Annotated in this window: 12 protein-coding genes and 1 pseudogene; 9 read left to right on the top strand and 4 right to left on the bottom strand. The window is 30.0% G+C overall.

Annotation, left to right across the window (positions count from 1 at the left end; translation table 11 throughout):
• Positions 1-112 precede the first annotated feature (112 nt).
• The gene (locus tag Q1B05_RS14595) at positions 113-304 is read left to right on the top strand and encodes a hypothetical protein (RefSeq protein WP_299781689.1); all 192 of its coding nucleotides are present in this window, start codon (positions 113-115) and stop codon (positions 302-304) included.
• A 207-nt stretch (positions 305-511) separates the two neighbouring features.
• Complete coding sequence (locus Q1B05_RS14590; protein WP_299781688.1) at positions 512-700, top strand: hypothetical protein; 189 nt, start codon at positions 512-514, stop codon at positions 698-700.
• Between the two features lie 50 nt (positions 701-750).
• Here the strand turns inward: Q1B05_RS14590 and Q1B05_RS14585 are convergent.
• Positions 751-903: pseudogene (locus tag Q1B05_RS14585) on the bottom strand (IS110 family transposase); the annotation flags it as partial.
• A 169-nt stretch (positions 904-1,072) separates the two neighbouring features.
• Here Q1B05_RS14585 and Q1B05_RS14580 point away from each other — a divergent pair.
• Both Q1B05_RS14580 and Q1B05_RS14575 read left to right on the top strand, forming a co-directional pair.
• Positions 1,073-2,602: a hypothetical protein gene (locus Q1B05_RS14580; protein ID WP_299781687.1), complete on the top strand. Its 1,530-nt coding sequence runs from the start codon at positions 1,073-1,075 to the stop codon at positions 2,600-2,602.
• A 44-nt stretch (positions 2,603-2,646) separates the two neighbouring features.
• Positions 2,647-3,537, top strand: a complete 891-nt coding sequence (locus Q1B05_RS14575; RefSeq protein WP_299781686.1) for a hypothetical protein — start codon at positions 2,647-2,649, stop codon at positions 3,535-3,537.
• A 239-nt stretch (positions 3,538-3,776) separates the two neighbouring features.
• Here Q1B05_RS14575 and Q1B05_RS14570 read toward each other — a convergent pair whose 3' ends face one another.
• On the bottom strand, positions 3,777-4,373 hold the full coding sequence (locus tag Q1B05_RS14570; protein ID WP_299781685.1) for an NAD(P)H-dependent oxidoreductase: 597 nt from the start codon (positions 4,371-4,373) through the stop codon (positions 3,777-3,779).
• 93 nt (positions 4,374-4,466) lie between these two features.
• On the opposite strand from Q1B05_RS14570, the gene Q1B05_RS14565 reads away from it, so the two are divergent.
• From Q1B05_RS14565 to Q1B05_RS14545, 5 genes are all read left to right on the top strand, one after another.
• A complete protein-coding gene (locus tag Q1B05_RS14565; RefSeq protein ID WP_299781684.1) occupies positions 4,467-5,369 on the top strand; it encodes a LysR family transcriptional regulator in 903 nt (300 codons plus the stop codon).
• 463 nt (positions 5,370-5,832) lie between these two features.
• Entirely contained in the window at positions 5,833-6,708 is an 876-nt protein-coding gene (locus Q1B05_RS14560; protein ID WP_299781683.1) for an alpha/beta hydrolase, read from the top strand.
• Between the two features lie 343 nt (positions 6,709-7,051).
• Positions 7,052-7,870 (top strand): alpha/beta hydrolase-fold protein, encoded by an 819-nt coding sequence (locus Q1B05_RS14555; protein ID WP_299781682.1) that lies wholly within the window; start codon positions 7,052-7,054, stop codon positions 7,868-7,870.
• Between the two features lie 77 nt (positions 7,871-7,947).
• Positions 7,948-9,645, top strand: coding sequence for an amidohydrolase (locus Q1B05_RS14550; RefSeq protein WP_299781681.1), 1,698 nt, complete (start codon positions 7,948-7,950; stop codon positions 9,643-9,645).
• Positions 9,646-10,041: 396 nt separating this feature from the next.
• Complete coding sequence (locus tag Q1B05_RS14545) at positions 10,042-10,413, top strand: hypothetical protein (RefSeq protein WP_299781680.1); 372 nt, start codon at positions 10,042-10,044, stop codon at positions 10,411-10,413.
• A gap of 178 nt (positions 10,414-10,591) precedes the next feature.
• On the opposite strand, the gene Q1B05_RS14540 is transcribed toward Q1B05_RS14545, so the two are convergent.
• Both Q1B05_RS14540 and Q1B05_RS14535 read right to left on the bottom strand, forming a co-directional pair.
• A complete protein-coding gene (locus tag Q1B05_RS14540; protein WP_299781679.1) occupies positions 10,592-11,299 on the bottom strand; it encodes a hypothetical protein in 708 nt (235 codons plus the stop codon).
• A gap of 120 nt (positions 11,300-11,419) precedes the next feature.
• Entirely contained in the window at positions 11,420-11,878 is a 459-nt protein-coding gene (locus tag Q1B05_RS14535; RefSeq protein WP_299781678.1) for a GNAT family N-acetyltransferase, read from the bottom strand.
• Positions 11,879-11,968: the final 90 nt, after the last annotated feature.

Here is an 11,968-nt window from a genome sequence, read left to right as displayed (position 1 = left end):
CTACAATTCTTAAACACGTTATAGTTCTCCTCTTTTTCTAGCTAAAGTTATTTAATACAAACTAAAGAAACACGTTGGCATTCATTGACGAACGAACTAAAAAACGATAATTATGGAAGAATTTAAATTACATTCTTTTGGACAAAATGACCATATTGAATCTCTAAAGAAAAATTACAATTCTCTAAAAGAGAAAATTAAAGGAAATAAGATTTTGACTGAAAAAGAAAAAGTTGGTGAGCTAAAAAATTTGACAGAATCCTTTAAAAAAGAAAAGAAAAATTCTGAAAATAATCTTTACTAAATTGGAATTTTAGCTAGTTTGCGGAATCGGAAATGAATTAAAAAGCAAAAGTGAATTGAATGCGGAATTTAGCTAGTTATGGAATTACTCACTCAATCGGAATTGAAAAAGTTTGCGGAATAAATTGCTGACCGAATAAAATTAATAGTAAGAAAAATACAACTTGAATTAAACTGAACAAATAGAAATTAACAAAAAATTATAAAAATGAACAAACTAACATTAATACTTGTTTTACTATTATCATTATCGAATATTATTTATAGTTTTTGGGGAAATCAAGAATCTGACCAGATTTTTGGAATTGAAATGAATATTTGGATTTATCGTTTAGTTTGGATTTTTGTTATAATTGGAATTAGTTATGATTATTTTAAAAAAAAGAAAACTGAATAAAACAACGAAATGCCAACAAAGTACTGTGGTAAAAAACAAGTAAAAAGGCATTAATTTTCCACTAAAACACTTCTATAATTATTATCATAGGTTAATCCTGATTTAGCTATGGCAAAAGCCTGTTTTAACAGCTTATTACACACGGCTATTAATGCTAATTTTTTACTCTTTTCTTTGGCAACTATGCACTCATTAAGTTCCCGATATATACTTTGGGTTTACAAGCATTAAAGTGCTGGAAAAAGAGCAATTAATCTATACAACAACATACCATTACATTTATCTTTAGATTATAAAACACCAAATAGGGTATATCAATTATCTGCCTAAAAGCAATTTTAACCTGTAGCCATATTTCAGGACTAGACATTTATGAAAATCATAATTCACATAATAATTTTAGCATTCATAACAGCTTCTTGCCAATCTCAAGAACTGAATGTGAATATTAAAAATGTTGAAATTAATATTCCTGGAAGCCCAGGTCCTTGGTTAAAATACAGCGACAACTTTTATTGTTACTTCAGAACTGACAATGACAAGTTTAGTTCAGGCTCTAATCATCAATTTTACATTCTTGATAAAGACGGTAAAATCAAATCTCAAATTGATGTTCCTAAAAAACTTCAAACCTTTTATTACGATTTATACATTAAGAACGATACAATATTTACAACGGAATATTATGACCATAACACTTTTTATCTTGACCAAACAAACAACACTTGGATAGAGACAAAAAAAGGAATTGATTTGTACTACGATGATAAAGATTATTCAGTTTATTCTCTCGATTTTGGAGAATGGGGTGGCGTAACTTGGTTCAAAGACAAACAAACAAGAAAACAATTTGAGATTGGTGCAACTACACCGATTATAAATAAATTAAAAGAGACATACTATTTAACAGCGGGAAAATCTGTTTTAAAAATTGACAATCCTAAAAAGCTGGATAAAAGCGAAGAACCTTATGTCTATCAGAAAGCAGTACTTGATGAAAGATTTCACAGAGAAGGTAATTATTCTACAAACGGTGCGGAAACAATATTTGAATATAAAAATGACGATTATTTCAATCCGACATTTTCATTAGCAACATCATTCATTTCTAACAACAAACTCTATCATTTATACAAAGACAGTATTTCTACCAAAATTGGAACAATAGAAAACAAAAAGTTAGTTCCATTTTACGAATTTAAATCTGAAATCAGACCTTTTCAATGGAATTACGATACGAGAAACCCAATTCAAAACAATAATTTTCAATCGGTTCAATTCCGAACAGACAAGGATTCTGTTTACGGAATTATAGAGATAAACAAAAATAATTTTAAAGTTATCCAATTCAACAACATCTATAAAGAACCAGTATTTGGCGAAAAGAAAATGAATGAATGGATTGAAAATACCTTTGATAATTATTATTCAAATTTTAGCACATTGACTTTAAACCAAATAGATAAAGTTGAGCAAGAGATATATGCAACGGATATTACCCAAAAACATAAAATTTCAACTTATCGACTTGATGGTCGAAATGTTGAAACACCAAGAATTTATCGAAAAATTGAAAGTGATGAATTAAGGCTAATAACAATTTATTACTATTCGCAAGACGAAAAGAGAATTGAGTTAATAAACTTTGAATGGGGAGAAAACAGGAACAAAAATCAAAATATTGCTGACGTTGTTGCATCAATGTCAAATAAAGAGAAAGAAGAAACGCTTTATAAACAAAAATTTAATTGGATTTCAGATTACCTCAGAAGCAAATTGGGAGAACCCAACGAAAATAAATCGGACAAAAATGGTACTGAACAAAAATGGAAAAAAAACAACAAAATAATTGTTTTGGAATATAGTAAAAGAGATGTCGAACTAACAATTTACAACGAATAAAAACGGTTTACTACAACGTGTATAAAACATTTAAGAGCAACATTATGAATAGAATATTGATAATCTTTTTTTTAAGTTTTTCCGTGTTAAATTCATTTGCTTCAAGTCCACAAGTTTCTGACTATTTAATTTACAAAAACGATACTATTCCAACCTATAACTTATTGGTTGAACAATATCTTCAAACAAGAAAAGAGGACAAAGGCAGATTGTTTGATTTAAGTTTCAGAAACTCAATTGAAGGAACTTTAGGAACCTCATTAAATTGCTGGAGAGGATATCAAGCGATTTACGAAATAAAAAATGACAGCTTATTTGTAAATGCTATTATCGATTGTCATGCGTTGGAAAATAAAAATCAAATTCCAGAAAATTATATTAGAAAACTATTTGGAGAAAAGGTTCAGAACAATAAAGTTTTCATAGATTGGTTTAGCGGGAATATCAGTTTTCCAACCAAAAGAACAGACAATAAGATGATTAGTTGGGATGGAGTATTTGAGCGGATTTTTATGTATGAAAATATCATAGAAATTGAAAACGGTACTATCAATAAAATAAGTGAACAGCAAAATTATGTAGATTTAAAAAACGGAATTGACAGGTTAGATAGAGAAAATATTAAAAATGTCCTTTTTAACAGAATTAAAAACTATAAATGGACAAAAAAAGATAAGTTTGATTGTTCTGAACACTATACTGTAACGATTGGGAAAAATGGCAAAATCTCTAATGTTGTAATGACTGAATACCAAACGGAAGAGCTTATTGAGGAATATTGGGACACCAAACGTGAATATAATTATTGTGTTAAATCAATCCAAAGAGCCTTAAAAGGTTTACAATTTGATATAATTAAACGAAAGGGAATACCGATTGAAAGTAGTGTTTCCTTAGAAATTTGGTTTAATGAAGACGGCACAATAGAAAATTAGAAGAAATAAAACATGTGATAACAATGTATATAAAAAATAGAGAAAGTCATTGCTAACACTAAGGCTTGGACGTTTTTGGAAAGTCGTCAAATTTAAAAATTTGGCGACTTTCCAATAAAAAAATAAATAACAAAATTTAAAAATTTGGCTTTAGCTTAGTCCGAAAAGCATAGCTTACAACTGCCCTACTTTTCTTATACTAGACCTTTATATTGCATTTTCGAACCGAAACTAGATAATTACAAATTAAGTATTAAATCATTTAAAAAAGCACTGTAATTATTCAACTCAAAAGGAACATCTGCATTTTTTTCCATATCGTGAAAATGATGTGTGGCTAATAATTCCATTCCTGTAAAAGCATTCATTCTGTGAAACCCAAACATAGCACCTTCATCTACACTTTTTTGATTAAAAAATTCATTTTCTAAAGTAAATGCGGTTTTAGGAGCATTCCAACTTGTAGTCAATACATATTTTTTTCCGTGCATTAAACCACCAGTCCCGTAATTGATGTTTGGATTTTTTCTACTTCTTCCATCACTTGCATAAATTCCATTTTGATGACCTTCCGTAAAAACTTCATCTATATACTTTTTAAATCCAAATGGTATTTGAAACCACCAAATTGGCGTATGATAAATCACAAGATCTGCCCACTTAAATTTTTCAACTTCTTCTTTTACGTTATAGTTTTCACCAACCTGAGTACATTTCACTTCAAATTCTTCAAGCGTATCAAAATATGAAATAGTAGTATTGAAAAGTGTTTCGTTAAATCTTCCTCCAGAATGTGCAAATGGATGACTTCCGTTAATTATAAATATATTTTTCATTTGTCTCTTATTTTATTTAGGACAAAACTAAAGCAACATTTGTTATTGTAAAAATAATACAAATCATACCTTTGTATTAATATTATAATAGTTATGGTGAATTTAGAATGGTACAGAACATTTAAAGAAATATATGAAAACGGAACGTTAACTAAAGCTTCTATTGCTTTATATGCTTCTCAACCCGGAGTTAGTGTACACTTAAATGCACTTGAAGCTTATGTTGGCAAAAAACTGTTTGAACGTACTTCTAGAAAAATGATTCCTACAGAAGATGGGAAATTTTTATATGAATATATTATTGAATCTTTAAAAAAACTTGAAATTGCAGAACAGCATTTTAAAAGAACAACGCAAGAAAAAAATCCATCTCTAAACATTGGCATGTGTTCTGAAATGTTTCAACTTATTATTGAACCCGAAATCCCCAAACTAAACTTTGACCTAGTCGCTAGATTTGGATCACATACAGATTTAATAAAAGACCTAAACAATGGCATTTTAGATTTAGTAATCACACCTAAAAAACAGCATGAAAAAAAATCGTTAGTGGAGTATATTCCGTTTTCAAAAGAAAGAATCGTATTAATAGCAGGCAATAAAACCGACACCACCCAATTACAAGAACACCTGAAATTTAATAATTTAAACAAGTTAGAAGACGAACTACTTAAAAACATTTGGTATAGTTCATCTAACGAAATGGAACATTTTAGACGGTTTTGGTTTGAGAATTTTAATAAGAAACCCGCTTTTAAACCCAACTACATTTTACCAAACATCACTTCTATTATTAGATGTTTAAACCATGGTAACGGACTTGCTTTAGTTCCAGATTTTTTATGTCAAGAACAAATTTTAAGAAACGACATACATTTAGTTTGGGAAGGAAAAGTAAAAACGGAAAACACCTTATATTTTGCATCAAGAACAGATTTGAAATACAAAAAAGAATTAGATACCATTAAGACTATATTTGCATCAAAAATGAAATAAACCCAGTAAAACAATGTGTATAATTTTGCAAGTTATAACTTACTTACAAAAGTTCTCGAGGACTTTCTATCTGTGATTTATTTGCTAAATTTAAGGCTTAAACACGCAACGAAATCATTCACAAAACCGTTGGCAATAATAATAAAACAAACTTTTAGTATATTAATAATCTTTCTGATTTCAATTAGCGGATTTGCTCAATGTGAGGATATTGATAAACTGGAATTGGATGGAACTTATCGTTCTCGAACAAGAAACGATATTCCTTTTTGATATGGGAATTTCAAATACCACGAAGTATTGCTGTGACTCAAAGAAAATTCAAAATTAAGTTTCTATGTAAACGCAAATAACAATACATTAGAAAAAGTTAAAAATAATAAAAGTCAAGTAGTTTATTATGGTTATAAAAGTAACATTACAAAAGAAAAAACTAAATTACTATTGCCAACACTGTATTAAAATGATGTACATAAACAGAACATATTTTAGCAATTTCAAACCTGCTTCTTTAACCCTAATGATGCTTTTGTTCTTATCAATGGTTCAAGCTCAAACTAGGGATACAATTTATTTATGGACAAACACAGTACCTGGAGAAAATGAAGCAAAACACGCACCAGTACAATCAGACAATACAAAAGGTAATGTCGTTAGATTAACCAACGTTACAAACCCTGCATTAGTGGTTTTTAAACCTGAAAAACAAAATGATTCAGGTGTAGGAATTATCATTTGTCCTGGTGGTGGATATGATATTCTAGCAATTGATAAAGAAGGTTATGAGATAGCCGAATGGCTTAACAAGCTTGGATATACAGCTTTTGTTTTACAGTATAGAGTACCAAAAAAACAAAAAGGGGCTTTAAACGATATACAAAGAGCGATTCGAATTATTAGAAGTAATTCGTTAAAATACAATTTAAACAATGAAAAAATAGGAGTATTAGGCTTTTCGGCAGGAGGAAGTTTATGTGCACGTGCATCTACAATGTTTACTTTAGATACCTATGAAAAATCAGACCATATCGATACGTTATCAAGTCGCCCCAATTTTGCAATGCTTATTTATCCAGCTTATCTAGACAAAGGAAAAAATAGAAATATTACACCCGAATTACAAATAACTAAAGAAACACCTCCTTTTTTTATTTTTGGAACAGCAGATGACAATTATAGCAACAGCACACTTGTCATGACCACTGCTTTAAGGGATAATAAAATACCAGTTGAATTACATTTGTTACCAAAAGGTGGGCATGGGTATGGCAAACGCTCTGGAAATATAGCCGCTGAAACATGGCCTAATTTAGCTAAGGAATGGTTAAAAAAAAGATAAGTCTTAATTGATTTACTTATAGAACACTTTAAATATCTAAGAAAAAGAGTACATCAACAAACTAGTATCTATAAAAAAATAATCTACACACAACTCAATTCTAAATATTAATCTTAGACCTTTAAAACCAATAGTTATAACAATGGTAAATAAAGCGATTGTATATAAATATTGAAAAAGGATAACCTCCATTTGTAAATCCACCTATAATTAATGGCGTATTCTAGCTTACTTATATTCATTTAGAATGTATAATCTGTTATTTATTTGTTAAATTAGTAGTTCGAACAACTTAACTAATTATATCCAAACGCATTGACATTCAGCCAAACACATTGAATATATGAAGAAATTATTTATACTATGTTTTGTAAGTATGTTATTACTCGCTTGCGGAAATCAGAAACTAAATCAAGACTCCATTCCAGAACATGAAACTTTTAGAATAGAATCAAAACAAGTTGGAGAAACGAGAACAATAAATGTTTGGACACCTTCATCTTATCAAAACAGCAATGAAAAATATACTGTTTTGTATATGGCTGACGGTGGAATAAAAGAAGATTTTCCGCACATAGCAAATACCATTTCAAAACTTATAGCCGAAAAAAATATTCAACCCATTATTCTTGTAGGTATTGAAAACACTGAAAGAGGACGTGATTTAACAGGTTTTTCTAAATCGGAATACGATGCGCAATATTGTCCGTTAACAGATGGCGCAAAAAACTTCCGAGCATTTATAACCGACGAATTAATACCAGAGATAAATAGCAAGTATAGAACCTCTAATAAAAAAGGAATTATAGGAGAATCATTGTCAGGACTTTTTGTAATGGAAACATTTATGCAACATCCTGAATTATTCGATTTTTACATAGCATTCGATCCCTCTTTATGGTGGAATAATCATTATTTAGTTAGAAATGCTACTAACCTATTTGTTACATTTCCTGATAAAAAAATTAAACTCTGGTTTGCAGGTTCAAGTGCCGAAGATATTTCTGAATATACAAATGAACTGAACACAATTTTAGAAAATAATGCACCCAATAAACTAAACTGGAAATATTCAGACGAGCCAAAAGAAAAACATAACACCATTTTTAGAGCAACAAAAGAAAAGGCTTTAAAATGGACTTTAAATGAACATAAAGAATAACAATAGCTAGAGTTAATATAAGCGCTTGTGTTAAACTCTTACTCAAACACATTAACATTAATTTGAAAACGAAATAAATGAAAAAAATCTTACTACTAATATTAGGAATTATTCTTTTCTCTTGTAATGAAAACGAAAAGAAACAAACAGAAAACACCGCTACCGTTTATTATGGTGGAGATATTATTACAATGGTAGGTAATACTCCGGAATATGCCGAGGCACTTGTTATAAATAATGGTAAAATTGCTTTTGTTGGGGCTTCCGCTGATGCTATGAAAGCTGCCGGAAAAGGACATAAAATGATTGATCTTAAAGGAAAAACACTACTTCCCGGACTTATTGATGGTCATGCGCATTTCGCAAGTTTTGCTGCGCAAGCAATTGGTGCACAAATACTGCCATCTCCTGATGCAAAAGCAGACGACATTTCTAAATTAATTAAAATTCTTAAAGATTGGAATACTCCTGAAAACAGAGCACTTACTGGATGGATCTTTGGAATGGGATTTGACGATTCTGTTCTTAAAGAAAAACGATTTCCTACAAAGGAAGATTTAGACAAAGTGAGTACCGAAACACCTATAATGATTATTCATATTTCCGGACATTTTGCTTCCTTAAATTCTAAAGCATTAGAACTGTTAGAAATCAATGCCGACACCAAAAATCCAGAAGGAGGTATTATTAGAAGAATGCCAAATACTACAGAACCTAACGGAGTTCTAGAAGAACTTGCAGCCATACCTTTATATTCTAAAGCTTTAACACCTGCTTCAGAAGAGGCTGTAATGAAATTTATGACCGCAGGTCAAGAGATGGCTTTAAGTTACGGTTATACAACTGCCCAAGATGGGCGTACCATGGGAGAGCATGCTTTATTATCAAAATTAGCTGAGATGAATTTTTGGAAATTAGATGTGGTTTCCTATGTAGATTATATGTTTACCGAGCCTTTAGAAACAAAGTGGTATTCCAAAAATTACAATAATCACTATCGCGTTGGTGGTATGAAAATTACTTTAGATGGATCTCCTCAAGGACGAACTGCCTGGAGAACAACTCCTTATTTATTACCACCAGATGGAGCAGACAAAAACTACTCAGGTTATCCCGCAATTCCAGATGACGCAGACGTGACTGCTATTTACGAGAAAGCCTTCGCTAATAATTACCAAATATTAACACATGCCAACGGAGACGCAGCAATGGACCAGATGATACGTACAATGACGCCTTTAGTTAAAAAATATGGTAACAACGACCGCAGAAATGTCTTAATTCATGGGCAATACATTAGAGACGATCAATTAGATGCGTTTAAAAACTTAAATGTAATTACCTCTTTATTTCCGTTACATACCTTTTATTGGGGAGACTGGCATAAAGAAATTATAGGCGACTCTTTAGGAAACAGAATTAGTCCTGTAAAAACAGCTCTTAACAAAGGTGTTAAAATCACTATTCATACAGATGCACCTGTAGCACTACCCAACTTAATGCGTGTTGTTTGGACTGCAGTTAACAGAACATCCAGATCTGGAGCAATTATTGGTGAAAAGGAAAGATTAACACCTTATGAAGCTTTAAAAGCCATCACAATTTGGTCTGCTTACCAACATTTTGAGGAAAACGAAAAAGGTACCTTAGAAAAAGGAAAATTGGCAGATTTAGTGATTTTAGATAAAAACCCATTAAAAGTTACAGCAGATACAATAAAAGATATTCAAGTCGTTGAAACTATTAAAGAAGGAGAAACCGTTTATAACAAATAAGTAACGGTTTTAATTAGTATAATTAGATGTCTGTAATTAATATTTATTTAGCATTCATTACAGATATCTATTATATAAAAGTAGTGAGTTATGCCCTAGTAATAATTTAGAGTTAAAAGGATGCCTAAGAACTCTAAAAAAAGATTATATTTATTTTTAGACTATAAAACACAAATATGGTTTATCTATTATCAGCGTAAATTTAATTTTAAACTGTAGCCATATTTCAGAACAAGACATTTGATACGAACTAAAATACATACAACTAAAAAATTAGAAAAGCTTGTCAAGAAACTTATCAAGACAGACCAAAATACTGATTGTGGAATTCTTGGAAAATGGAATGCAACAATATTTCATATTGACAGAAAAAAATGCTGGCTAATTACAAACGGATTGACCAAATACAACGTAATTCTGACTGATATAAAATCATCTGACTTAAGTAAGATTGAACAAATTTTTAAAGAAGCACTCTTCGAACAACTAATTTATGACGGAATAATGACAGATTTTGAAAATTTGGATTCAATTATTGGCGGACTAGATTTTCTACCTACCAATAATGACCGTAGCACAACTGGATTTCAAAATCATAATCTGGAAACTCTAGATTTGTGGAAATACGAATTTGGAAATTTAGAAAATATGCCAATAAAAGATTTGACAAACCGATTGAATACAAATCCGATTCATATCGGAAAAGGAAGAAAAATGTCGGATTATACAAATTCTATTGACGAAATGAAAACAGTATTAAACGAATAAAAAAACAATTACTAGAAACACCGTATATCTTAATTAAAAAGAATGTATTGCTTAATATTTTCAAGACTAACACTACTCTTTTATTTGTTCCTTAGTTTTGTGAAATTGAATTCTTCTACTAAAAATTATAATAAACGGTCGTTGAAATAAATAATACAACCTTTTTATAATCTCATTTTTATTCTGTGTATTTATAAAACTTCATTTTTTTATTTATTAAATCTAATTTTACAAATCCGCTTCTAATCCCCATGTATACATTTTTGTAATCAAATACAGCAATGGAATGAGGAAATAAACTAGACCAAAATGTATCTCTAAAAATTATTTTTGTTTTAAAATCCTTAATCACATAAAAATTCTGATGTGTAGCTATTAAAAATGAATCTCCATGAATAGTAAATGCTTCGGGTGCATCCTTAAATTCTAAACGTTTTTCGTAGGTAAAGTGTTCACCATCTTGTTTTAATTCATAAATAGCTCCTCCAGTATACGTTAAATGTTCAAGGGATTCTATAAAATAAGTTTTTCCTTGAAATTGAAAAATAAATTTAATATTACCGCTTTTAATTTCAACTTCCTTTTTAGCTGTGCTGTTAGGTACAAATAATAATTTTCCGCTCCATTCCCCTTCACTAATTCCTTTTAATTTTCCACCTTCTATTTTTAACTCTGCCTGCTTACGTTCTGTAATTTTTTCAATATTAAGTTTGTTATCAATTATTTCTACACCGAATTCATTTCGATCGTGAATTAGCATTGCCCATTCCTCAGAGAATAGTGTAGGAATTTTGGTTTCAACAAATTCTTCAGGAATATTGACTTTTAATTGATTACAACTCGTTAAACTTAAAAATAGAAAGCCAATTATTAATATTCTTTTCATGCTTATTTTTGTTTTATACATAAGGTAAAATATTAAAAAAGGTGAACATTTGTTTATCATATCTTCGGTATAAAAAACGAGAATCTAGCAAACGAACAACTTAAATTAATTACACTAAAATCATTTATTTTTTATATAAACATTCGGGTTATGTTTCTCCATGTAACATTCTGGGTGAGGTAGTGCTGTAAATCCAAATTTTCCATAAAGCCATTCTGCTGTATCTGTCAATAGAATCCACCGTCTTAACCCCTGAAGATTAGGATGCTCCATAATTTCATTAATCAACCATGTACTTAAACCATGTCCTCTATACGTTTTTAGAATATAAACATCTCCTAAATATGCAATTGTAGAATAATCTGAAATAACTCGAGCAAATCCTATTTGTTTGTTCTGGAAGTAGAGCCCAAAATTGAGGGAGTTTTCAATAGATGTTTTTAAAGTATTTAAAGGGATTCCTTTACTCCAATCTGTTTCCTTTGAAAGGAATTCGTGGATACTAGAGATGTCTAATTTTTCAATATCTGTTGAAATGGTGTATTCATTTTTATGAACCTCTATAACTTTCAATTCCATAGTATATTTAAATTCAATAATACCTTTAACGATAGAACTAAAGTACTAAATCGTTTAGATATTTCAAATAAACAACAAACAACTCTTTTA

The organism is uncultured Formosa sp., from assembly GCF_947500765.1.
Classification (GTDB): Bacteria; Bacteroidota; Bacteroidia; order Flavobacteriales; family Flavobacteriaceae; genus Formosa.
This window is presented reverse-complemented; position numbering and strand designations above follow the sequence as displayed.

Coding starts and splice junctions, on each gene's coding strand:
- Q1B05_RS14595 (WP_299781689.1), top strand. CDS start 113: ATGGAAGAATTTAAATTACATTCTTTTGGACAAAATGACCATATTGAA.
- Q1B05_RS14590 (WP_299781688.1), top strand. CDS start 512: ATGAACAAACTAACATTAATACTTGTTTTACTATTATCATTATCGAAT.
- Q1B05_RS14580 (WP_299781687.1), top strand. CDS start 1,073: ATGAAAATCATAATTCACATAATAATTTTAGCATTCATAACAGCTTCT.
- Q1B05_RS14575 (WP_299781686.1), top strand. CDS start 2,647: ATGAATAGAATATTGATAATCTTTTTTTTAAGTTTTTCCGTGTTAAAT.
- Q1B05_RS14570 (WP_299781685.1), bottom strand. CDS start 4,373: ATGAAAAATATATTTATAATTAACGGAAGTCATCCATTTGCACATTCT.
- Q1B05_RS14565 (WP_299781684.1), top strand. CDS start 4,467: ATGGTGAATTTAGAATGGTACAGAACATTTAAAGAAATATATGAAAAC.
- Q1B05_RS14560 (WP_299781683.1), top strand. CDS start 5,833: ATGATGTACATAAACAGAACATATTTTAGCAATTTCAAACCTGCTTCT.
- Q1B05_RS14555 (WP_299781682.1), top strand. CDS start 7,052: ATGAAGAAATTATTTATACTATGTTTTGTAAGTATGTTATTACTCGCT.
- Q1B05_RS14550 (WP_299781681.1), top strand. CDS start 7,948: ATGAAAAAAATCTTACTACTAATATTAGGAATTATTCTTTTCTCTTGT.
- Q1B05_RS14540 (WP_299781679.1), bottom strand. CDS start 11,299: ATGAAAAGAATATTAATAATTGGCTTTCTATTTTTAAGTTTAACGAGT.
- Q1B05_RS14535 (WP_299781678.1), bottom strand. CDS start 11,878: ATGGAATTGAAAGTTATAGAGGTTCATAAAAATGAATACACCATTTCA.